22 protein-coding genes, 1 pseudogene and 1 riboswitch are annotated in these 22,683 nt (G+C 57.9%); of the genes and pseudogenes, 5 read left to right on the top strand and 18 right to left on the bottom strand.

Features of this window, described 5'->3' with window-relative positions; all coding sequences use genetic code 11:
- The 4 genes and pseudogenes from ACTOZL_RS04475 to rpsB form a co-directional block, all read right to left on the bottom strand.
- A pseudogene (locus ACTOZL_RS04475) lies at nucleotides 1-128 on the bottom strand (hypothetical protein); the annotation flags it as partial.
- A 154-nt stretch (nucleotides 129-282) separates the two neighbouring features.
- Nucleotides 283-933 (bottom strand): PIN domain-containing protein, encoded by a 651-nt coding sequence (locus ACTOZL_RS04470; RefSeq protein WP_482476899.1) that lies wholly within the window; start codon nucleotides 931-933, stop codon nucleotides 283-285.
- Nucleotides 934-1,175: 242 nt separating this feature from the next.
- Entirely contained in the window at nucleotides 1,176-2,105 is a 930-nt protein-coding gene (tsf, locus tag ACTOZL_RS04465) for a translation elongation factor Ts (protein ID WP_482476898.1), read from the bottom strand.
- Nucleotides 2,106-2,178: 73 nt separating this feature from the next.
- Entirely contained in the window at nucleotides 2,179-2,919 is a 741-nt protein-coding gene (rpsB, locus tag ACTOZL_RS04460; protein WP_482476896.1) for a 30S ribosomal protein S2, read from the bottom strand.
- 206 nt (nucleotides 2,920-3,125) lie between these two features.
- Here rpsB and ACTOZL_RS04455 point away from each other — a divergent pair, with 206 nt between their 5' ends.
- From ACTOZL_RS04455 to ACTOZL_RS04445, 3 genes are read left to right on the top strand one after another with little or no spacing between them, the layout of a single operon-like run.
- Entirely contained in the window at nucleotides 3,126-3,509 is a 384-nt protein-coding gene (locus ACTOZL_RS04455) for a spore cortex-lytic protein (RefSeq protein ID WP_482476894.1), read from the top strand.
- A 15-nt stretch (nucleotides 3,510-3,524) separates the two neighbouring features.
- The gene (locus tag ACTOZL_RS04450) at nucleotides 3,525-4,751 is read left to right on the top strand and encodes a peptidoglycan-binding protein (protein WP_482476892.1); all 1,227 of its coding nucleotides are present in this window, start codon (nucleotides 3,525-3,527) and stop codon (nucleotides 4,749-4,751) included.
- Nucleotides 4,748-5,296 (top strand): peptidoglycan-binding domain-containing protein, encoded by a 549-nt coding sequence (locus tag ACTOZL_RS04445; protein ID WP_482476890.1) that lies wholly within the window; start codon nucleotides 4,748-4,750, stop codon nucleotides 5,294-5,296. Before ACTOZL_RS04450 ends, ACTOZL_RS04445 begins: the two co-directional genes overlap by 4 nt.
- Before the next feature lie 72 nt (nucleotides 5,297-5,368).
- Here ACTOZL_RS04445 and ACTOZL_RS04440 read toward each other — a convergent pair whose 3' ends face one another.
- A complete protein-coding gene (locus ACTOZL_RS04440; protein WP_482476888.1) occupies nucleotides 5,369-8,095 on the bottom strand; it encodes a L,D-transpeptidase family protein in 2,727 nt (908 codons plus the stop codon).
- A gap of 202 nt (nucleotides 8,096-8,297) precedes the next feature.
- Nucleotides 8,298-9,035, bottom strand: a complete 738-nt coding sequence (locus ACTOZL_RS04435; protein ID WP_482476887.1) for a hypothetical protein — start codon at nucleotides 9,033-9,035, stop codon at nucleotides 8,298-8,300.
- A 165-nt stretch (nucleotides 9,036-9,200) separates the two neighbouring features.
- On the opposite strand from ACTOZL_RS04435, the gene ACTOZL_RS04430 reads away from it, so the two are divergent.
- On the top strand, nucleotides 9,201-9,467 hold the full coding sequence (locus ACTOZL_RS04430) for a GIY-YIG nuclease family protein (protein ID WP_482476886.1): 267 nt from the start codon (nucleotides 9,201-9,203) through the stop codon (nucleotides 9,465-9,467).
- A gap of 27 nt (nucleotides 9,468-9,494) precedes the next feature.
- Here ACTOZL_RS04430 and sigK read toward each other — a convergent pair whose 3' ends face one another.
- The 7 genes from sigK to ACTOZL_RS04395 form a co-directional block, all read right to left on the bottom strand.
- The gene (gene sigK / locus ACTOZL_RS04425; protein WP_482476884.1) at nucleotides 9,495-10,178 is read right to left on the bottom strand and encodes an RNA polymerase sporulation sigma factor SigK; all 684 of its coding nucleotides are present in this window, start codon (nucleotides 10,176-10,178) and stop codon (nucleotides 9,495-9,497) included.
- 171 nt (nucleotides 10,179-10,349) lie between these two features.
- Nucleotides 10,350-10,577 (bottom strand): helix-turn-helix domain-containing protein, encoded by a 228-nt coding sequence (locus tag ACTOZL_RS04420; protein ID WP_482476882.1) that lies wholly within the window; start codon nucleotides 10,575-10,577, stop codon nucleotides 10,350-10,352.
- 170 nt (nucleotides 10,578-10,747) lie between these two features.
- Nucleotides 10,748-11,866, bottom strand: a complete 1,119-nt coding sequence (locus ACTOZL_RS04415) for an ABC transporter ATP-binding protein (RefSeq protein WP_482476880.1) — start codon at nucleotides 11,864-11,866, stop codon at nucleotides 10,748-10,750.
- Nucleotides 11,867-11,871: 5 nt separating this feature from the next.
- Entirely contained in the window at nucleotides 11,872-12,879 is a 1,008-nt protein-coding gene (locus ACTOZL_RS04410) for a FecCD family ABC transporter permease (RefSeq protein WP_482476879.1), read from the bottom strand.
- Nucleotides 12,880-12,903: 24 nt separating this feature from the next.
- On the bottom strand, nucleotides 12,904-14,073 hold the full coding sequence (locus ACTOZL_RS04405; protein ID WP_482476878.1) for an ABC transporter substrate-binding protein: 1,170 nt from the start codon (nucleotides 14,071-14,073) through the stop codon (nucleotides 12,904-12,906).
- Nucleotides 14,070-14,942: a hypothetical protein gene (locus tag ACTOZL_RS04400; protein ID WP_482476877.1), complete on the bottom strand. Its 873-nt coding sequence runs from the start codon at nucleotides 14,940-14,942 to the stop codon at nucleotides 14,070-14,072. Before ACTOZL_RS04400 ends, ACTOZL_RS04405 begins: the two co-directional genes overlap by 4 nt.
- Before the next feature lie 18 nt (nucleotides 14,943-14,960).
- Nucleotides 14,961-15,929 carry a sirohydrochlorin cobaltochelatase gene (locus ACTOZL_RS04395; RefSeq protein ID WP_482476876.1) on the bottom strand — a complete coding sequence of 323 codons (969 nt, stop codon included), beginning with the start codon at nucleotides 15,927-15,929 and terminating at the stop codon, nucleotides 14,961-14,963.
- A 183-nt stretch (nucleotides 15,930-16,112) separates the two neighbouring features.
- Nucleotides 16,113-16,327: riboswitch (cobalamin riboswitch) on the bottom strand.
- A gap of 113 nt (nucleotides 16,328-16,440) precedes the next feature.
- Between ACTOZL_RS04395 and ACTOZL_RS04390 the strand changes: the two genes are divergently transcribed.
- Nucleotides 16,441-17,205 (top strand): exonuclease domain-containing protein, encoded by a 765-nt coding sequence (locus ACTOZL_RS04390; RefSeq protein ID WP_482476874.1) that lies wholly within the window; start codon nucleotides 16,441-16,443, stop codon nucleotides 17,203-17,205.
- A gap of 68 nt (nucleotides 17,206-17,273) precedes the next feature.
- Here ACTOZL_RS04390 and ACTOZL_RS04385 read toward each other — a convergent pair whose 3' ends face one another.
- The 5 genes from ACTOZL_RS04385 to ACTOZL_RS04365 form a co-directional block, all read right to left on the bottom strand.
- Nucleotides 17,274-18,086: a M15 family metallopeptidase gene (locus ACTOZL_RS04385; protein WP_482476872.1), complete on the bottom strand. Its 813-nt coding sequence runs from the start codon at nucleotides 18,084-18,086 to the stop codon at nucleotides 17,274-17,276.
- Between the two features lie 111 nt (nucleotides 18,087-18,197).
- Nucleotides 18,198-19,073 (bottom strand): hypothetical protein, encoded by an 876-nt coding sequence (locus tag ACTOZL_RS04380; RefSeq protein ID WP_482476871.1) that lies wholly within the window; start codon nucleotides 19,071-19,073, stop codon nucleotides 18,198-18,200.
- Nucleotides 19,070-20,473, bottom strand: a complete 1,404-nt coding sequence (locus ACTOZL_RS04375) for a sensor histidine kinase (protein WP_482476870.1) — start codon at nucleotides 20,471-20,473, stop codon at nucleotides 19,070-19,072. Before ACTOZL_RS04375 ends, ACTOZL_RS04380 begins: the two co-directional genes overlap by 4 nt.
- Before the next feature lies 1 nt (nucleotide 20,474).
- Nucleotides 20,475-21,131 (bottom strand): response regulator transcription factor, encoded by a 657-nt coding sequence (locus ACTOZL_RS04370; RefSeq protein ID WP_482476868.1) that lies wholly within the window; start codon nucleotides 21,129-21,131, stop codon nucleotides 20,475-20,477.
- A gap of 134 nt (nucleotides 21,132-21,265) precedes the next feature.
- Nucleotides 21,266-22,681 carry an MATE family efflux transporter gene (locus tag ACTOZL_RS04365; protein ID WP_482476867.1) on the bottom strand — a complete coding sequence of 472 codons (1,416 nt, stop codon included), beginning with the start codon at nucleotides 22,679-22,681 and terminating at the stop codon, nucleotides 21,266-21,268.
- Nucleotides 22,682-22,683: the final 2 nt, after the last annotated feature.

Genomic DNA, 22,683 nt, shown 5'->3' with positions numbered 1-22,683 from the left:
GCCCGAAAAATGAGAAAAACTGTCGCCACAATGGCCAACAGTGCGCCAACCCCATGGGAGATGGCATTGAGGAGCTCTTCCCCCAACTGCTGCTGCCGGGGCGCAGGATACGCTGCGGATTCTGTCATAGCTTCTTCCCCTCCCTCTGACTGATTCAAGAATCGTTTCATCTTGTTTTTCATATTAAGAATAGCATATTTCCTAGAAAAAGTCAATGCTCCATTGGGTATTCTTTCCCCTGGGCAGCATAAAAATGAGGGGGCAAAACGCTCTGATCTTTTGTTAAAATTCCGCGCAGCTTTTCAGCATTTTATACACCACCAGGCCATCCTTCCGGCCGAAGCGGTGGAGGGTATCTAAGTAGATCACCTTGGGGGTCTTGCCATTTTTCAATATGTCCTCGATCTCCCCTGTCCGGGCGGAAAACTCCGTGCCGGCAAAGGCCTCCTCTAGCATTTTCTTTAGCTTCAGGCTCTCCTCATAGGCGGAGAAGAAGTTGCCAATATCCAGCAGCTTTAGTTCCTGCTGAACCAGATGTGTCCTCTGGCTGGGTTCGTTGGCGCTGATGATGCTCCGGGAGATGCTCTCACTCACCAGCACCCGCCGGGTTGGGACAGCCCGGGTAGTCCAGTAATCCCGCACAGCCTGGAATCCCTCATCCCGGCTGATGATTGCAATGTTGCCTTTGTATCCCCCACCCACAATCTCCCCCACCTTGGTGGCAATGTAAAAGTCCAGGCCGTTCTTGCGGACCTTGAGCAGCTTACAGATGGAGAAACCACAGCCAGATTTTTTGATATCCGTCAAATGCCGGGCCTCCATATTGGGGGCAGCCTTGCTATAGAAGACAATGACATGGTCGTCGGGCAGGAGATATTCTGTCCCCTGCATCCCGGCATTTCTTACATTTTCATAGTCAATCAAAAAATACACGGTATTTCGCCTTCTTTCCTGCTAACGATGAAGTCTACCAAACAGCCGTTTTACGGCCTTAGGGGCGCAGCTGCCCCCTAAGTTGAAACGCATCTTTTGACTCTTTTCAACCGTGGTAGCTATAAAATCTCTGATTTCTCTACTATATCACAGTTTTTTTCTTCCGTATAGAAGAAATTTTTGAACAAAACAGCGGGGGCTCCGGATATTCTCCGAAACCCCCGCGCTTACTTGCATAGATTTTAGTTCTTTTCCAGCTGCTTTGCAATCTCTTCTGCAAAGTTCTCCTGCTTCTTCTCCAGGCCCTCGCCTCTCTCAAAGCGGAAGAATCCCTTCACGGCAATGGTGCCGCCTGCGTTCTTGGCCACCTCGGCCACGTGCTTCTCCACAGAGACCTTGTTCTCCTTCACGAATGCCTGCTGCATGAGGCAGTTCTCCTCATAGTACTTGCCCAGCTTGCCCATGACGATGCCCTCTTTGACCTTGTCGGGCTTGGATGCCATCTTGGGGTCGTTGGCCATCTGGGCCAGCTGAATTTCCTTCTCCTGGTCCAGCGTAGCCTGGCTCACGTCGGACTTGTCCAGGAAGTTGGGGTTCATGGCGGCGATCTGCATGGCAATATCCTTGCCCAGCTCCACCACGGCGTCGTTCTCCTCTAAGCCAGCGGAAACGTCCATGTTCAGCAGGACGCCGATGCGGCCGTTCATGTGGTTGTAAGCGATGCTCATACCAGAGTCATAGCGCTCGAAGCGGCGGATCTGGATGTTCTCGCCGATGGTGAGCACCATCTCCTGCAGGGCCTGCTGCACGGTGAGGCCAGTCTTGCGGTAGGGCAGGGTCATCAGGGTCTCCATATCCACGGGGCCCCACTTGCCCACCACATAGCAGATATCCTTGACGAACTCCACGAACTTCTCGTTCTGGGCCACAAAGTCGGTCTCAGCGTTGACCTCCACCAGGGCGGCGCCGTCGGCAAAGACCTCAGCATAGGCCATGCCCTCGGCAGCCACACGGCCAGCCTTCTTCTGGGCAGCTGCCAGGCCTTTTTCCCGCAGGAAAGCTACAGCTTTCTCCATATCGCCGTCGGTCTCAGCCAGGGCCTTTTTGCAGTCCAGCATACCAACGCCAGTCATCTCGCGCAGGGTCTTTACATCAGCAGCAGTAAATGCCATAGTAACAATTCCTCCAATTTTATCGTTATCATAACCAGTCCGCCTGTTCTTCACAGGCTTGTCTGGGAAAAAATCAGGCTTCCGCAGCCTTCTCCGCAGCGGCGGGGGCAGCAGCTTCCTCAGCGGCATCGGCACCCTGCTTGCCCTCCTGGATGGCGTTGGCCATCACAGAGGAGATCAGGCGGATGGCGCGGATGGCGTCATCGTTGCCAGGGATCACGTAGTCGATCTCATCGGGATCGCAGTTGGTATCGACAATGGCCACGATGGGGATATGCAGCTTGCGGGCTTCAGCAATGGCATTGCGCTCCTTGCGGGGGTCAACCACGAACAGAGCGCCGGGGAGACGCTTCATGTCCACCACGCCGCCGAGATACTTCTCCAGCTTGGCGATCTCGCCCATGTGCTTGATGACTTCCTTCTTGGGCAGCATGTCGAAGGTGCCGTCCTCCTGCATCTTCTTGAGCTGGTTGAGACGGTCCACACGGCCACGCATGGTCTTAAAGTTGGTGAGCATGCCCCCCAGCCAACGGGCATTGACGAAGTACATGCCGCAGCGCTGGGCCTCTTCGCGGATGGCGTCCTGGGCCTGCTTCTTGGTGCCCACGAACAGCAGGCTCTGGCCGTTCTCGGAGAGCTGGCGCACAAAGTTATAAGCCTCCTCCAGCTTCTTCACGGTCTTCTGCAGGTCAACGATATAGATGCCGTTGCGCTCGGTGTAAATATAGGTGGCCATCTTGGGGTTCCAGCGGCGGGTCTGGTGCCCGAAGTGGACACCTGCTTCGAGAAGCTGCTTCATAGATACGACTGCCATTTGATTGTTCCTCCTGAATTGTTTTAGTTGGTGCCTCCGGGGTACTCATCCCCAGGGCCAATCTGCCCAGCAGACACAAGGCCCTGCGTCCCTCCCCGTACGGAATCGACTGGTATTTTACCACAGAATGTACCAGATTGCAAGTTTTTTTCTTAGCAACGCCGTCTCCCCCGGTGCATAGGCTGAATAGAAAGGAGGTTTTTTCCATGCCCAACACCGGTACCATCATCACCCGTACCTTCACCAGCCGGGGACAGCTTCCCCTGGAAAACGTCACCGTCTCCATCCTCAGAAGGAGTGAGACAGCCATCCCCCAGCTCATCAATGTCCAGATCAGTGACCGCAGCGGGAACACCCTGCCTGTCACTGTACCCACCCCGGACCTCTCCAACAGCCAGGGACCCGACCGCCCCACTCCCTATGCCCTCTTCGATATCTGGGCAGAGCTCCCAGGTTACCAGCTCCTGGTGGTGCAGAACATCCAGGTCTTTCCTGGGATATCCAGCATTCAGAACCTGCCTCTCATCCCCTTGCCGGAAGCCGGCGGGCGGCCATCCCAGGAGGTCAACATCCCCCCTCAAAACCTATAGGAAAGGAGGCCACACATGCCCCCCATCGTCACCCCTTATATCCCCACCTATATCACTGTCCACTTGGGGACACCGGACAGCGACGCGGAAAACGTCACCGTCTCCTTCCGAGACTACATAAAAAATGTCGCTTCCAGTGAGATTTATCCCACTTGGGAACACGCCGCCCTACGGGCCAACATCCTGGCCCAGGTATCCTTTGCCTTGAACCGGGTATACACGGAGTTCTACCCCAGCCGGGGCTATCACTTTAACATTACCGGCACCACTGCCTATGACCAGCGTTTCATCAAGGGCCGTACCATTTTTGAGAACATCAGCGAGCTGGTGGACGAGATTTTCAACACCTATATCCGCCGCCAAGGCTTTGTGGAACCCTTGGCCGCCCAGTTCTGCAACGGCACCACCTCCTTCTGTGAGGGACTTTCCCAATGGGGCAGCCAGACCTTGGCCCAGGATGGGTTCAATTCCGTCGAAATCCTGCGCTACTACTATGGGCAGGACATTGAACTGGTACCCAATGCCCCCCTCCAGGATATCCAGTACTCTTATCCAGGCCAGCCTATGCGCCAGGGGGATACCGGGCCATACATACGCATCGCCCAGATCATGCTCAATCGCATCGCCGAAAATTATCCTGCCATTCCAAGGATTCAGCCGGTAAACGGGGTGTTCACTGCCACCATGGAAAAGACTGTGCGCATCTTCCAGGGCATCTTCAACCTCACAGCAGACGGCATCATCGGCCGCTCTACCTGGTATATGATGGTACAGCTCTACACCAGCGTCCTGCGGCTCTCCGAGCTGGTCAGCCTAGGTCAAACTTATTACTTCGTAGACTTTACCTACACTGCCCCCACCACCTATGGTCAGACAGGAAGCCAGGTCTCCCTGCTGCAATACATGTTGTCCATGCTGTCCCAGTTCAATGTGGCCATCCCCTTTGTGACCATTGATGGAATCTTTGGCAACGAGACCTTACAGGCAGTCCTAGCCCTACAGCGGGACGTTGGCCTGCCAGAGACCGGAGTTGTAGACGAAGCCACCTGGCTGGCCTTGGTGAACCGCTACCGCGGAATCAACGAAACGGTGATCAACAACCCCAACTTCTTCCCAGACAGCCCCGAGGGGGTTGCCTTCTCCATCGACGAGCTGGAAAGCACCCTGGAAGCCGTCCGGGAAAGTGGGCTCCTGCCCATAAGCTACGGCCAGACTGATGCGGAGAGGAGGGTATCCCCATGAGCAATTACATCAATCCCACCGCCCCTGTAGTCAGCCTGCAACGGATGCTCAACGCCCTGGCCCCAGAGCTCCCAAACCTGCCCAAGCTGGAACCGGATGGCGTCTTTGGCGAATCCACTATGGAGGCGGTGATGGTTTTCCAGCGCAGCCAAGAGCTCCCTGTGACGGGGATCGTAGACGCGGCCACCTGGGAAGCCCTGACGAAAGCCTACATCAACCTGATGCGCCCCTCCAAGCCCCCCCAGCCGGTGTGTCTTTACGCCCAGGTCGCTGGCTGGGCCGTCTCCCCGGGGGAATTTTCCCTACTGCTCTTCCCCATCCAGGGGATGTTCTCCGCCCTGTCTGAGCGTCTGGACGGCGTACAGGCAGCCCCGCCCTCCGGTTGGCTGGACCAGGCCACCGCTGAAAACCTGCGCTGGCTACAGCGGTGCAGCAGCTGTGAGGTCTGCGGCTCCTTGAACCAATCCACCTGGAACTACCTGCGCCGAATCTATGAGACCTTCGTAGTCCGCGCCTTGGAGCTCCCTCCGGACAGCGTTTCCTGAGATAACAAACGCGCCCCCGAACAAAACAGCTGTTCGGGGGCGCGAAAGTTTATGGGAAATCGAAAGGTTCCATCAATAGACCACCACGGTAGTCCCGCTGGGGATGTTGTTATACATATACCAGATATCGTCGTTGTACATCCGCAGGCAGCCGTGGCTGACAGGGTAGCCGATGCTGGCATCGTAATAACGGTCCGAGTTCATGGGCCAATACTGCAAGCGGGAGTGGAAAGCCAAGCCGGAAGTCCCGTTGAAGCGGACAATGGGCCCACAGTAGTAGGAGCCATAGTTCCAATAGGACTGCTTATAGGAGGTGGTGTACACACCCCGTGGCGTGGCCGTGCTGGCCTTGCCAGAGGCGCACAGGCAGCAGCGGGCAATGTCCCAATTCCCCTGGGAACCTGTGAAAATGTTCACCCGCTGATAGGTCAGGTTCACCCAGACCAGATATTCAGTCTGGCTGGAATAGCCCTTCAAGTTTACCCATGCTTTTTTGATCTCCGCCGGATAGTCGTTATTGGCAGCCCAAGCAAAGGTGTAGTTCCCGGCATAACGGCTGGTCACGGTGCGCAGCACATCCTCCGCCGTCAGGCCATGGTAGTAGAGATAGTCATAGTTTTCCAGGGTAAGGTTGCTGGTGGCCTCAATCTGCTGGGCCCGGCCATCCAAGGTGGTATAGCTGAGCACAAAGCGTATGGTAGAGGCGGTGTTCATGGTTTCCGTGTAAGTATACGTATGGCTGAGCCTGGGAATATCCTGGCCCAGAAGGATATTCTGGGTGGATACCTTGTTGCCATCTACATACCACTCCCCAATGCAGTGCTTCCCTGCTTCGGGATAGTTGATATTGGCTGTGACCTCCAACGGCTGCCCTGCCGGCAGGGTCCCAGGGGTATTAAGGGAGACCGTAGCCCGGGCGATGCCGTTGTCCTCAAAATTCTCCAAGGCCAAGCTGGCGCTGCCGTCCACCTTCTGCTCCCGGCCGTCCTGGGTGGTATAGGTCAGAGCATAGGTCACAGTGCTGGTCTCAGGCATCCCGTAATAGTAGTCATACCGGTAGGACAAGCTGGCTGGGCCTCCGCCTAGGACAAAGCTGTCTGTGGCCACCTCTTTGCCGTCCACATACCAGTGGCCAGTACACTGCTGCCCGGCTTCCGGAGTCTCCACCGCAGCAGTAGCCGTGAGGGTTTCCCCTGCTGCCAGCTGCTCCGGCAGGGACACTGTAATTACAGCGTCCGCCAGGCCCAAGTCGGCAAAGGTATCCAAATAGATCTCGTCACTGTCCTCCTGGGTGTAACGGTCTCCGTCGGTGTTTTCAAAGGTCAGGACCGCTTTCAACTCCGCATCCTGTTTCAAATCGTGGGTATAGTTGGGCGTGATGGCACAGACGGGGTCCTCCTGGCCTAGAAGCAATTTCTGCTCCTGCATACACTCCCCATTCAGATACCAGGAAATGGTACACAGCTTGCCCTTGTCTTCCTCCGGCACAGTCAGCCTTGCGGTGGCCCGCAAGGTCTCCCCGGCTGGCAGGGCACTGGGGGCATTCAGCTTCAGCTCCACCCCGCTGATATCGAAGTTTGTCCACTTGGTCACGTTACCCTTGGAGACATTGAGCTGGTAATGTTGGGTATGTAAGGTCACGTCGTCCACCCGGCCGCCGCCATTGACCTTGTTGTCCCGGCCAGACAGCAGGAGGCTCTCTGCCTTCCCGTCCAGTTTCAGGGTATTATTTCCCCCGGTGAACGCGATGTCCTTCACCGTGCATCCCTTGGCCAACGTGATGGTGTTCCCGCTCCCAGAGACCATCAAACGATCCAGGTTGCCGCTCAGCTCCACGGTGCGGCCGCTGCCAGTGACCTCCACCTGGGGGATATCTGTGCGCAGGTCCACCTTGCCGTTACCCTCGGCCACCACCAGGGTATCCACCTGGCAGTAAGCGGGATGTTTCAGGAGCACGTCGCCCTTGGCCGCCAGGACAAGGATGCCAATCTGACTGGTGCCGTCCAGCTGGAAGGACTCCAACTGCTCAGAGCGAACCACTATCAGGTCTGCCGTCATGTTCAGCAGGCTCACGTTGGAGGCACTCTGATCCAGCCACAGGCTCTTCACCTGCAAGCCGTTCAGGGCAGTGTTCCCAGAGAGGACCGCCCCCTGGTTCCCCTGGCCTCCATAGCCATAGGCAGTGGTATACTCATCCGCCAGGCGGAACAGGATGGTGGCGAACTCCCCGCGAGTTAGGTTCCGCTGGAGCTGAAGCCCTCCGTCCACACCGGAGACCACCCCTCTGCTCACCAAAGCTGCCGCCGCCCGCTGGGTCTCGCCGGTGAGCAAGGCGGTATCAGAAAAAGCGTCCAGCACAGACAGGTCCGGCACCGCCCCCACCACCTGGAAAGCCCGGCCAAAGAGGCAGAATGCATCCCCTCGGGTGATGGGTTCGTTGAGGGAAGCTGCCATATCCTTATCCAACAGCCCTGCATAGATGGCCTTGGCAGCATAGTCCCGATACCAGGCGTTTGGGGGAATATCCAAGTCACTGATGTCCGCCTGCCCGGTAACATTGAGCACCCGGCAGAGGATGGTTACCGCCTGGGCGGTGGTGATGCTATCATTGGGGGCCATGGTGGCCGGCCCGCTGCCGGACATAAGCCCTTTCTCATAGGCCTGCTGCAAGGTATCCTTCGCCCAATGGTCCTGCACATCTGTAAAGTCCGCAAAGGCCGCCGAAGCGGACACTATACTGCCCAAGGCCAGGAGCATTCCCAGGAACGCAGCCGCAGCCTTTTTCCCTCGTTTCCTCATCTCTCGTTCCTCCTGTGGGGGGTCTCCCCAGTACATTTACCCGGAAGCGGCAAAGGGACAGGGCCACTTTGCGCCTCAAGGCAGAAGTTCTCCCTGTAGTGTAGCGGATTTCCCTTGAGATTGCAAGGTTTCCGGAAAGTTTTTCTTCCCCTTCTTCACCCACTTCCCGACAGGGCTAGAAGCTACCGGTCACACAGAAGGCTTACTTCTCCTGAACCTGTAGGAAGGACTTTGCCAAGGTCCGCTCCCCTGACCGGACAAAAACCATGTGTTCCTGTCCCTCCTGCCGGTGCAAGATTTCCAGCGCTTCCCCCTCACGGCCCTCGTTGGCATATTGGATATCAAAGGTCTTGACCTGATGCTTGTCCCAGAACCCAGAGGGAAAGGCATCGGCGACCAGGCGCACATAGGCCACATTGTTGATATGGCTGTTCATGTCTGTATCCATGGTGCGAACCTGATGCCGGTATGCCAATTCCATTTCCTCCAACACCACCTTGCGCCGCCGGAAGGGCTCCGTCACCACCGGAGGCAACAGTTCGATATCCCGGGGGAAGGGCGTGGCATTGAGGCGGCCCATGGCGTGGTTGGCCACGTCGATGGGGCACAGCTCCTGACGGCAGCGAACCAAAGGCGTCCCATCCAAAGCCTCCACCTGGCTGTCCAGATGAACCGCCAAGGTGGTAAGCTTCACCGGGAACGCCCGGAGGCGCACCTGTTCCATCCAGCGAGGGATGCGGTCATAGCACAGCTTGCTTCGAACCACGGCCCAGACCATGCCATGGCTCTGGCTCATGCCCACAGCATCACAGCCGTATTGATGGAACAGCTCCGTCATACCGTCCTGAAAGAGGAGGGAGGCGTGGAAGGGCCCCATCTCGCAATCACGATCCACATAGGCTGCGGAAACCAACAGCTCCTTTTCTAAATAATTTTTCATTCTTCCCGATCCTTTTTCTTGAAAATTTAGGAAAACTGCCGTATGATACAGGGGTCTTATCTCAAAAGAGCTTGTCTCCTTTTGCGGTACGACGAATGTATCCGCCGGAATTTTCACGGTAAAGGATATTTTACAGGAAAGTTTTCAAGAACGCAAGGGGAGACCATGGAGAGTTTTACCTATATCCTCCGCTGCGCAGACGGCAGCTTATACACCGGCTGGACCAATGACCTGGCAAAACGGCTGTCCACCCACAATGCCGGGCGGGGTGCCAAATACACCCGCACCCGGCGTCCGGTGGCGTTGGTCTATTGGGAACGATTCCCCACAAAGCAGGCGGCCATGTCCAGGGAGTGGGCCATCAAACAGCTGAGCCGGCGGGAAAAGCTGGCCCTGATCCGCACCCAGGGAGGGGACGGGCAGCTGCCGTGAGATGCCTCCCCTCCCTGGTGCTGTAGATCACCGTTCCATCCCCTCCCGCAGTTTCCCCAAGGCCTTCTTTTCCAGCCGGGAAACGTAAGACCGGCTGATCCCGCAGGCGGCGGCAATCTCCCGCTGGGTACGGGGGCCCTCGCCGTCCAGGCCGTAGCGCAATGTGACCACCTTAGCCTCCCGCGGGGTCAGGCAGCTCTGGACGCACTGGCGGACCTTGGCGCAGGAGTCCCGAGTATCCAGGTTTTCCAGCATATCGTCGTCCACGCTGATCACATCCATCAGAGACAGGGCATTGCCCTCCCGGTCGGACTCGATGGAATCGGAGAGAGAGACGTCCCCCTGGTACTTGCGCTGGCTGCGGAAGTACATCAAAATCTCGTTCTCTACGCAGCGGCTGGCATAGGTGGCCAGGCGGACGTTTTTGTCCGGCTTGAAGGTGGATATCCCCTTGATGAGCCCAATGGTCCCAATGGAGAGCAAGTCATCCTGGTCACTGGCCTGGACATAGTATTTCTTCAGTATGTGAGACACCAGGCGAAGATTGTGCTCAATAAGCTTGTTCCTAGCCTCCATGTCCCCTTGGGCAAAGCGTGCTAAGTATTCCCGCTCCTCTTCCGCTTTCAAGGGCCGGGGAAAGGAGCCGGTATTGCCCAGCCTCAGGGGAAAGCAGACCGTATTGAGCAGCAGCATAAGCCATGCTGAAATCATTGGCAGCACCTCCTATCTTCTACTCTATTCCCCGGTGCCTGTCTCCATTTCCTAAAATTGACCACTTCACGCACAAACCCACAGGCGGAACCTGCTCCACCTGTGGGTTTGCACCATTCAAATCAAAAAACCAATACGCTTCCCAGGGACATGGCTGCCCCTTTTCCTCCCTCACGGATTCTCATCTGTCCGGGGTGCCACCAGCACTTCCATGGGGATTTCCAGCACCTTACTGATCCTGTAGACCACGGAACAGGAGGAATTTGTGTCCTTGGTGATCAGGTTGCGCAAATGCCGGTCGGTAATGCCCAACTGCTCTGCAAAGGCTTCCTCTGTCAGCTTCCGTGCTTTTATTTCCCGCTTCAGGATATCATGTCTCAGGAGTGGCGAAACAGCCATCGCTCACACCTCCTTTCTTGCTTCTAGCATAAAGAAAATATGGCGAAAGTGCTAGGAAGTATATTTCCACCCCGTCGAATTATCCCGAATTCAGGGATGTTACCCGGAAAACCGTTTCATCAGAAAAATAGGACCGAAAATACAAGCCTGTTTGGTGGGCGTTTTTCCTTTCAACAGCTGCCCGATCCATCCATCTCCACCGAAATCCCCCGCCGCTGCGCCAGCTGCAACAGTTGGCGGTTGCCCTCATTCATGGTCCCGAAGTGCTCTACACAACAAATCAGCCGCCGGCACTGCCCCACTACCGCAGCGGCCTCCTCCAACGCCCTTGGGCCGATGGGCTCAAAGGCCCGCTCTGTGATGAGCCGCGCTGCCAGGGCCTGGGCCACCGGGAGGTCCAGGTCGTTTTCCTGAAGTACCCCCGCCCCAAAGGGGATGCCCTGGCGCTGCAAGCGGCGGTAGACGGGAATCCCACTGCCCCCACCGCCAAGGACGAACACCTCTGGCACCCCTGTCACAGCAGGGAGTTCCAGGCTGCCATAGCTGGGTTGGAAGCTGCCTTGGGTCACGCCGTAGAGCTGGTGGATATAACCGACGGCAAACACCTCCTCCGGTGTCCCCCAGCGCTGGATTCCCCCCTCGCCTACACAGAGGACAAGATCGGATACCTTTTGTGCCAAATCCAACTCGTGCAGACTCATGACCACAGCCAACGCCCGGCTGCGGACCAGCTTTTTCAACAGTTCCAAAAGCTCTAATTTGTAGCGAATATCCAAAAAGGACGTGGGCTCATCCAGGATCATCACCTGAGGTTCCTGGCAAATCGCCCGGGCCAGCATCACCCGCTGGCGCTGGCCATCGCTCAGGCGGCGGAACTCCTGATCCCTTAGCGCCTGCACCCCCACCAGCTCCATAGCTGCGTCCACCTGGGCCCGATCCGCCGGGGTGAGCAGGCCTAAGCGCCCGGTGTGGGGATAGCGCCCTGTACCCACCACCTCTTCACAGCGCATCAGCTCCGGCATCACCCGCTCTGTGGTGAGGATGGATAGCTGCAACGCCAGCTCCCGTTCCGGCAGTTGGCGCAACTCCTTTCCTTGTAGCAGAACCGCGCCCCCCACAGGGGCCAGCAGCTTGGAGAGTGTCTTTAACAGCGTCGATTTCCCCACGCCGTTGGGCCCGATGAGAGTGAGAATCTGCCCAGGATGCACCGCTAGACAGACCTCTTCCAACAGAGCCTTGCCCCCATAGCCCACCTCCAGGTGGTGGGTGTGTAACACTGGCTGATCCATATCCCTCACATCCTTTGACGGCGCAGCATCACCGCAATGACCACAGGCGCCCCTAACAGTGCGGTCACAGAGCTGATGCTCAGCTCCGTGGGAGCAAAGACCGTCCGGGCGATCATATCGCACAACAGGCAGAACACCGCCCCCCCCAGGAAGGAGGCCGGCAAAATCACCAGGGGCTTAGCCGTATGGAACAGCCCCTTCACCAACTGCGGCACCGCAATACCCACAAAGGAAATGGGCCCCGCAAAGGCAGTCACACAGGCGGAGAGGAGGCCGGAGAGGAGGATCAATGCCACCCGGAAGGGCTTGATCCGCACCCCCACATTGGCCGCGTAGCTCTCCCCTAGCTGATACGCTGCCATGGGCTTCGCCAGCAGGAGCGTACACAGCATCGCCACCGCTATCACCGGCGTCATTGTGCGCAGGTTTCCCCAGGACAGGCCGGAAAAGCTGCCCATGGACCAGTTGTGCAGGTTGACGATGTTGCTGTCGTCGGCAAAATTCACCGCAAAATCGGTGATGGCGGAACAGATGTAGCCAATCATTACACCGCAAATGATGAGCATGGACCGGCTCTTCACCCGCCCTGCAATCAACAGGACGAAGCCCATAGAGATCATGGAGCCCACAAAAGCCGCCACAATCCATGCCACCGAACCCAGTACGATCCCCCGGCTCAACGCAGCAATGGTCACCAGGGCCACCACCAGCTTCGCCCCGGAGGAAATCCCCAGCACGAAGGGGCCCGCAATGGGGTTTGCAAAAAAGGTCTGAAGGAGGAACCCCGCCACCGACAGCGCCCCGCCTAAGATGGCCGAGCCCAATACCCGGGGCAGGCGGCTGCGCAGTAGGACCTGCGCCTGGGGGGTACCCTGCTCCCGCCCTAATAGGATAGCCAAAACCCGCTCTGGCTCCAAGGCCACACTGCCCGCGAAAATCCCCAGCAGAAGCAGCACCGCCAACAGCAGCAGCAAGAGCAGATAGTCCAGGGCGTATCGTCGGTTCTGTTTCATGCTCCCTCTCCCTTTTGTCTCTTGCTAGGTCAAGCGGTACAGGACATTCAGCTCCGCACCCTTTTCGGCATGTCCGCTGACGATGTTGTGGATGTCCAAGATGATATCCCCCACAGCGGTGGTCTGCTGGAACATGCTCTTCCCAGTACACCAGACCTTCCCTGCCTGCACCGCCTTGAAATCTGCCAACAGCTCGTCCTTTTCAACCAGCTGGTCAATGGTCTCCAATTCTCCGTCAATGGCGCTATTGTAAATCAAATAGTCCGCGTCCCAAGCCTCCGCATAGAACGCCTCCATTTGCATATTCACCGTGGACAGGGCGTTTTCCTCCCCTGGCAGCTCGGAGAACACATAGCGCCCCCCGGCCAGTTGGATCATCTTCGCCACATAGTCCCCCGGCTTACGCACGTTGGCCGCACCGTTGGCGGTGATGTAGAAAAACGCCACCGTCTGCTCCCCGCTCTCCTGTTCCAAGACAGCAGACAAGCGTTCCAACTCCTGGTCAAACCAGTTGTCCGCCTCCTGGCTCCTACCTGTGAGCAGGCCATAGAGCCGGACCCACTCCATCCGCCCCAGAGGGTGGGGCTCGTAGCTGGAACGCTCCACCATCACTGGCAGTCCCAGGGCTGTCAACTGTTCCAAGGTCTTGGGGCTGTGGTGGATCATGGTGGATTCCACCACCAGGTCACAGCCCTCGGTAACAATGCGCTCATAGTCTGGCTCACTGTACTTGCCCACATAGAGCATGTCCCCTTTGTCCAGGGCCGCCACCACCTCTGGCAGGCGCCAGTTATCCCGCTCCGTACTGGTCATACATACCTGGTGCAAGGCATTGATCTGGCGGAAAAAATCCATGGCAGAGGAGGCCGCAAGATAGATGCGTCCCAAGGGCTGTTGCAGCACCACGATGTCCTCCTCCAAGCCCCCAGGCACTGCCTTACCCTCAGGCACCAGAAGGTAGCGGCCACTGTCCTCTATGGTAATCAAGGCATAGTCCCCAGGATAGAACGCCACGTCAAATTGCTGGGCGTACCGCAGCTCCATGTGATGGTTTGGCTCCATGGTGTCCCAGGCCACTGTCTCAGCAGCTTGGGGCGGCGTTTCTGTCCCATCATCTCCCCCTCCCCCGCAGGCAGCGGTAAGGAGCAGTAGAAGGAGCACCATGGCTATGGGCAGGCTGGGATACCTTTTCATGACACAGCCTGCAAGCTTTCCGAGGCAAAGGTCAAGGTATATTCGATTTCATGGGCCGTGCTCATGGCCACCGTGTCCGCAATGACCTTCACAGGGGCGTCAAAGCAAGGCAGGGGGATTGCAAAGGTGGAGTTACCCTGGGTATTGGTCGGAAGGTATTTCTCCCCCTCCACCACCATGTAATCGTAGTTCGCGCTACCCCACTCCAGGGTAACGATAGCCTCTCCGTTCTCCACCTTCACCGCCGCTGGGGAGGTCACACTGGCCCGGCCGGAACCGCCGTCCAGGGTAACTTCTACGGTATATTCCCCATCTTCCAGGGCCAAGCTTTGAACGGTCACCTGCTCCTTGGGGGTTTGATAGGCCTGGGCCGGAAGTCCATCGGCACGGAACACCAGGGTGCGGTCATACCACAGCTCCTTTTTCTTGCTAAACGCCGCACAGGAGGTGGCTTGATCCAAAGCCTCCACAGGTACGACAAAGCTATGGCTGCCGTCGGCATTCTCCGTAAAGGGGATGTAGGCCGATTCCTCTGCTTCCGCAGCTTCCTCCCCCGACCCCATGTATACATAGAGATAGCCAGTGCCCCCCATGGTCATGGCGGCGGTCATTTCTCCGTCTTTCACAGTCAATGTACAGGCCTGGATTTGGAACATAGACGAGCTGGACTCCACCTGGATGTCATATTCCCCATCCAGTAGTTCCGCCCCAGTAACAGGGGTCAAACCCTGGGTGTCCAGCTCCACCGGTGTGGCCAGATCCGCTTCCCCTGCCACTTGGCTGTCAGCATTTGGTTTTCCGCCACAGCCCGCCAGGCACAGCAGGGCCAATAGGCAGGCCAAGGCACAGCGCAGTTTATTTTCTCTCATAACAATTCCCCTCTTTTCTTATGGATTCAGAGACTGGATCGCCGCCTGGGCGTGCTCCACCAACAGGGCTTGGATTTCTTCCAGCTCACCCAAGCCCTGGACCAGGCAGACCACCTCATACCCTGCCGCGTCAAAGACAGACTTCCAGGAATCCGCATCGTCCCCGGCCATGTCATTGTTGGCATGGTCCCCGGCTACAATCATCAGGGGCATCAGCACCACACGGCTGTACGCCCCAGCTTTGACCCTGCTGAGCACATCCTCCACCGTGGGTGCAGCCTCCACCGTACCCACATAATAGTGGACAGCCCCCTGGTCCTCCAACACCTGTTGGAGCTTAGCATACACATCGTTCGACTTTGCCGTGGTGCCGTGGCCCATAAAGCAGATGGCCGTCTTGCCATCGTCGTACGCCTTGGTGGCCTTGGTGATGGCTGCCGCCACAGTCTGGAAGTCCTGGTCACTGGTGAGTAGAGGCTTCCCGATGGCCAAGCCCTGGAACGCGTCGGCATAGTTCCCGGCCTCCCTCACCAGTTCGTTGTACTCCAAGCCATCCAGCAAATGGGTAGGCTGGATAGCCAGGCGGGTAACATTGTTGTCCATGGCCCGTTTTAGGGCCTCCTCCACATTGTCAATGCTCACCTTGTCCCTAGACTTCACGTGGTCGATGATAATCTGGCTGGTAAAACCCCGGCGGACGCTCCACCCGGGAAAGGCAGCCTCCAAAGCCTCCTCAACGGCACCGATGGTCAGGCGGCGGCTGTCGTTGTAACTGGTACCAAAGCTGACCACCAAGAGCTCATCCGGGCCTATCCCGTCTTGGTTGCGGGTGTTGTCCAGGGACGCATCCCCGGTGTTGTAGTTCTCCTCCTCCGCGGGTGTTGGGACAGGCGCGGCGTTTTCCACGCCCTCCTTGCCATCCCCACAAGAGGCCAGCAAGCTCACCAGCAACAGCGCCACCAGCAGGGTCGATAGGACTCGTCTCATTGGTATGTACCTCCTCAATCATTTCTACACAGGAAGGTACAGAAATCAAGCCCCTGGCCCAATGGGCAAAAGAAAAACCCTTTGCACCACAGAGCAAAAGGCATCGCAAAACAAACATTGCCGCCCAAGGGGCAATGCTGGGAAAACGATACGGCCAAAAACTCGTGACCTGGGAGCAAGCTCCCTGTACCAAGCGAGACGGCAGGTTTCCTGGCTGATGGATCCACACACCCGGCAGCCTTCCCAACCCCTCGGTCAGTGGCCGCGCCCTCAGGCGCCTTGCCGTGCATTCCCCAATCACAGTGACGAGCTCGTACAGGATTCCCACCTGTTTCCCTTTTACCCCCTGGCCCCGCGTCCAGAACGCGGTCAGGGGCACCGTCCGCTTTTTGATTCATTTGTGCTGGGTGCATTATAGCATGGGGCAAAAATGCTGTCAAGCCGCGCCTTTTGGTTGACAGCCCTCGACAGGAAGCCTATAATGGTATGGCTTATAAAGGAGTGGTCGCGTATGGACGTCAAATGCAAGAAATGTCAGGGGCACTATCTGCTGCGCCAGGGGAAATACGGCCTCTTTGCCGGCTGCTCCAACTTCCCCCGCTGCCGCTCTACCATGAAGCTGGCGGCATTCCTGGACGCCTCCGGCCAGACGGTGGAGGATTCCCTTTCCCCCCAACAGCTCCCTACCCGCTATGTGGCCTTTGACGTGGAGTCCCCCAACAAGGCCAACGACCGTATGAGCGCCATTGGCGTGGCAGTGGTGGAAGGCGGGCAGATTGTGGAGGAGTTCTACACCATGGTACAACCGGAGACCCACTTCGACCCCTTCAACATCGAGCTCACCGGGCTCAGCGAAACCGTGGTGGCGGGCTCCCCCACCTTCCCGGAGCTCTGGCCCACCTTGGCCCCCCTGCTCTCCAGCGGCCTGCTCATCGCCCACAATGCCCCCTTTGACATGAGCGTCCTGGCTAAGTGCCTGCGGGACTACAACATCCCCTGGCGGGGCATCTCCTCCTACGCCTGCACCTTCCAGATGGGTTGCCGCTGCTACCCAGAGCTCCCCGGCCACAAGCTCAGCACCCTATGTGAGCACTGCCACATCTCCCTGGACCACCACCACGCCGGCAGCGACAGCCGGGGCTGCGCCCTGCTCCTGCTGGATTACCTGGACCATGGCATTGACTTGAAAGACTTCCTGCGCCAATACGACATGGTCAACATGCGCACCATCCGCGCCCACAAACCCAAGGCCGCTGCCAGCACAGAGCCGTCCTGAAAAACCGAATACAAAAATACAGAGCCGATGGCTAGGGATTCCCAACCACCGGCTCTGTTTGTTTCCATTTACGCCAAATATTCTTCCAGACAGATCCCCTGCTCCATGATCTTTTTGGCCGCTTCTACCCCCACAAAGCGGTAATGCCAGGGCTCATAGCCGATGCCGGTGATGTCGCTCTTGTCCGTGGGGTAACGGAGGATGAAGCCATATTCCGCACAATGGGCCATCAGCCACTGCTGGACTGGGGTGCTCTCCTGTTTTTCGTTCAGGAGTTGGTAGGATACATCCACGATATCCACCGCCAGGCCAGTCTGGTGCTCGCTGGTTCCCGGCAGCGCCACCCACCGGGAGGCCTGCTGCTCCGCCTCCTCCCTGCCGTAGCCTTTTGCGATCCACTTTTGGACCTGCTGCTCAAACAGCGCTTCCTGCCGCTCCTGGCTGCGGTAGGAGGAACAGACCAAGGGCTCTAAGCCCGCCGCCTGGGCGTCGTCCAGCATCATTTGGAGCGCGGGATAGGCCCGGGCATCTAGGACGTGCCCGTTGCGTAGTTGCTTCAAGGCTGGAACTTCAAAGTCCTCTGGGAGAGGGTTGTCCCGGTTGACCAGGAGCAACTTCCAGCTCTCCCTTTCTACCTCGTCCTCCTCCCCAGACGTCACAATCACCATATCCCCCCCAGCGTCAGAGGCCTCTGTTGGACCGGCCGCCAGGGCGGTAGATTTCCCCAAAAGGAAGCCGCCTAGGAATAGGCTGGCTCCCAGCAGGAGCAAAAGGGGCAGGATGGTGCGGGACAAGCGGCGCTTCCGCCGTCTGCTGGGCCGAGGGGATACATAGGAATCCTGCTGTCTGTACGCAGGCTCACGTTGGGAGACAGTTGCCATGGGAAACACTCCTTTACTCTGCCTGTCCCCTCAGGTAGGACAAGCAGCTTTTGACTGTTTCCAGGATAGTACAAGCTCCCATCAAAGCCCCCACATTTTTGCGTCATTTTCCTACCATTTTTCCATCGATCCTGTATCATCTATTTCCACCACTTTGGTGATGGGCTTCCCATTCCAATATATGATCTCATACTTTCTCGTCCCCACATCATCAACTCCCACCGATCCATCGGGCAGGTTCATCAGCGGCTGGATGATGAACAAGTTCTGGCCCAGGTAAATATGGCAGTAAAATCCCGTGTCCATCACCTTGACGGCACTGCTATCTTTCATCTCCCGGTGCAGCGTCTCCCCGCTCATCCCTAAGTAGTCCAGATAGCCCCGGATGATGGCTTCCTGGGCATCCACCCCCCACGCCGAAGGCTGGGGGCCAGAGATCCTCAGCGAGACAACCTTCTCCATGGCCTCATCCAACGTCATAAACAAGGTCCAACCCCGCTGGTCAAACCAGCGGAATTGAATAAAGTGGGCAGCTTCCCCAGTGTCCCAGTCGAAGATGCTCTGCCGGTCCCCTTCGATTTCCGGCATTTCCTGGGGAATCAGAGGAGCAATCGGGGGCACTTCCGCTGCCAAGGCCCGGAGGGCATCTAAGGCCCGCTGCTCTAAGTCATCACTGTGTGTCATCAAGCTATAGTCCATCGCCTTGCTGATATTCTGGGGCAGATTTTCTTGGGAAGTGCCCAGGGAAGCATTGCCGTCTGTAACGTCTGTGAATGCCCCATTCTCCAACTCCCATCGGGCCAGGAGTTCTATACGGGTAGCCAGGTCCCCCACTGGGGAGAAAAGGGTATCCGTCGCCGTCTCAGCGTTGACCTGATGAAAGAGCCCCCGGTCCCGTGCCTGGGAAATCTGCTGGGGCAGCACCGCCGCACCTACTACCACCAGGATCGTCCCCAAAAGCAGAACCCATTTCTTTGGGATTTTCACACCGTCCCCCCTCCTTTCAGCTGGATGGTCACAGTAGTGCCCTCCCCCCAAATGCTTTCCAAGGCCAAGCTGCCGCCGTGGAGGGCCACGATACGCTGGCACAGGGCCAGCCCCAGCCCTACACCCCCCTGGGCCCGGGCGCGGGACTTATCTACCATGTAAAAGGGTTCTGTCACCCGCGCCAGCTCTCCTGGCGGGATGCCCTTGCCGGTGTCCCTCACCTGAAGGCAATAGCCCTCCCCCTCCACAAAGCCCTTCAGCAGGAGTTCCCCGCCGCCCTCCATGGCCTTCCGGGCATTGTCCAACAGGTTCAGGCAGACCATCTCCATCAAGTCCGGTTCCAATGGCACCTGACCCGGTTCTGCCTGAACCGTTAGGTGGATGCCCACCTCTTCCAGGGCTGGGCTCAGGGTCCCGCCTACCAGGGCCAAAAATTCCGGCATAGAGACCTCCCGCAGGGGGAAGTCCCTCCGGTCCAAGATGATGAGTTCCAACATTTTCTGGGACAAGGCTTCCAGCCGCCTCCCCTCCCGGAAGATATACCCAGCGCTCTCCTGGACCTGCTCCGGGGCCATCGGGCGGGAGCAGAGCAAATCCGCATAACCGATGATGGAGGTCAGGGGCGTCTTGAGCTCATGGGCAAAGCTCCCAATAAACTCCTCCTGGCGGCGGGCGGCATCGGTAAGGGCCTGGACCTGCTCCTCAATTCGCGCTGCCATGGTGTTGAAGTCCTGGGAAAGACGGCCCAGCTCATCGTCGCTGTCCACCCTGACCCGCTCTGCCAAGACCCCTTCCGCCAACCGCCGGGTAGCGGAAGACAGGCGGCCCAGGGGACGGAACAGCAAGTAGGACACCAGCAGCGACACCAGGGCCACCCCCACCACCAGCGCCAACATGAAGGTAAAAAAGCTGCGATACTGCTCCGCCCGGTTGGAAAATAGGGCGCTGATATCCCGGCAGTTTTCCAAATACAACGTCCCCCCTACCAGCTTCAACGCACTGGCAGTGTGGAGATACGTCCGCTCCCCCACCCGCTGAAGCATCCAGCCCCGTTGATCCTCCCCAAGCTGGGAGACCAGAGGGGTGGCCTGCACGGGAAGGCTCCCTTTGCCCCCCTGGTGCATGCCTTCGCTGTCGCTGAGGCGGTAGGGTACTGTCCCGCCCCTGGCCGTGACCTCCACCTTCCCCGCTTTCTCTACCAACCCCTCTGGGGATAGCGGAAACGCCCCCATTTCCCGGTGTAAGGCATAGCGCAGCAAGTCATTGATTTCATAGAGGGAAGCCGCCTCCCGCTCAACAGAGTTCCTCCACTGGGCGTCGATGAGAAAGTATCCCCCCACAGAGCAAGACAGCACCGTGACAATGACCATGCTGCAAAAGAGCTTCCAATAGAGCTTCACGTCACACCTCCAAGCGGTAACCCACCTTATACACTGCCACCAGGCGCTTCTCTAGCCCCAGTTTCTTACGCATACGCTGGATGTGCAAATCCACAGTACGGCTGTCCCCCAAAAATTCCTCCCCCCAGACCCGCTCATAGATGCGGTCCCGGTAAAGGGCGATGTTTTTGTTTTGGAGGAACAGCAGCAGCAGGTCATATTCCTTGGCCGTCAAGGCCACGGGGACGCCCCCCCTCTTCACCACCCGTCCTGCCGTATCCACCTCAATGTCCGGGGGCAAGGACAGCACCCGCCCAGTTTTGCCACAGCGGCGCAGCACCGTCTCCACCCGGGCCAACAGTTCCATGAGCTCGAAGGGCTTCGTGATGTAATCCTCCGCCCCCAGGCGCAGGCCCTTCACCCGGTCCTGGACCGTCCCCTTGGCAGTCAGAAAAATCACCGGCGTATCTAAGCTCTTGCAATACTCCAAAACCTCATAGCCGTCGGCCTTGGGCAGCATGATATCCAGTAGGACCAAGTCAAAGGGGGCTGTGTCCAACAGATCCGCCGCCGCCCCACCGTCAGCAGCCCAGGTACAGTGGTAGCCCGCCCCCTCCAAGGCCGTGGAAATCAGGTTGGCGATGGGGGCCTCGTCCTCCGCGATCAGAATTTTGTTCATGTCTGCTCCTCCCCTCTCCGGTCAGCTTGTTCTGTCAGTGTGCATCTTCTCGCCATCATTTTTGCATCCTTTTCCCTTTTGACAGGAAAAAACGGCCGAAGCCCCCAATCAGGCCCGGCCGCTTGTCTGTTTTGTTATGTCCCGGCAGTCTCCTCTGCCAGTACCTCCCGCTCCTTGGGGGGCGGCTGTTTGAACTCCCGCTTGCGGATGATGAAATAAGCTGCCAGAACCATCACCGAGGTGGTCACCCAGGTGAACGGATAGACATTCATCAAAACCTCAAAGCTCCGCCCCGCCCAAAGGAACACCGTGAACAGCCACAGCACCCGCAGTACGCAGGATCCAAAGACCGTCAGCAGGGCTGGGAGCAGGGAGTGGTTCATCCCCCGCAAGGCACTGCCGGAGACCTCGTAGAGGGAGGGTAAACAGGCAAACACCTCCACGTGGAGGATACGGACGAGGGCGTATTGGATCACGTCCTCCTCCGGGGTATAGATTCGGATGAAGGGGTTGCGGAAAATTACAAAGGCGGCACTCATACAGAGGGTAGCCGCCAACGCCGCTACCATGCAAATGCGAAAAATCCTCTTGCAGCGTTGGTAATTCCCCGCCCCAAAATTCTGGCTGGTGAAGGTCACCGCCGCCTGGGAAAACGCACTGACCATGAAATAGGTGAAAAATTCAAAGTTCACCGCTGCCGCCGACCCCGCCACCGCCTGGGAGCCGAAACCATTGATGGCGGTCTGAATACACACATTGGACAGGGAGAACACCATCCCCTGAAGCCCCGCCGGGGCCCCGATGCGAAACACCCGGAGAAAGTAGTCCCTGTTCCAGCTCAGTTTCCGCAAATCCAGGCAGAAGGTCTCCTCCTCATGGGTGAGGAAGTAAAGGATCATCCCCGCGCTGACCCCGTTGGCCAACACCGTGGCAATGCCCACACCGGCTACCCCCAGGTGGAACACAGTCACCAGGAGCAGGTTCAATCCCACGTTGACTACCCCTGCCAGGAGCAGGGCATAGAGGGGGCGCTTGGTGTCCCCCTTGCTGCGCAGGATAGCAGAGCCAAAGTTATAGAGCATCACGAAGGGCATTCCCAGGAAGTAGATGCGCAGGTATATGGTGGCCAAGGGGAGCACATCCAATGGGGAGTTGGTAATCAGCAGGATGGGTTTGGCCAAAAACTGCCCAATCACCAGCAAAAATACGCCGCTGAGCAGCGCCACGCTGATGACGGTATGGATCACGTCCTTGATCTCCCGCTTGCGCCCCAGGCCGATGAAGTGGCCGATGACTACGTTGGCCCCCACAGACAGGCCCACAAACAGGTTGGTCAGCAGGTTGATGGCCGCGGTGTTGCTCCCCACCGCCCCCAAAGCCTGCCGCCCGGCAAAATGGCCTACCACGGCGATATCGGCAGAGTTGAACAACTGCTGTAGGATACTGCTGGCCGCCAGGGGCAGCGCAAAGAGCAAGATCTTATCCAGCAGGGAGCCATGGAGCATATCCATCTCTCTCCGCTTTTTTACCGGCTTCACTTCCTGCGTCATAG

It is taken from the genome of Evtepia sp., from assembly GCF_056797215.1.
Note: the sequence above shows the minus strand (reverse complement) of the source record. Positions and strands in the feature narration are given on the sequence as shown.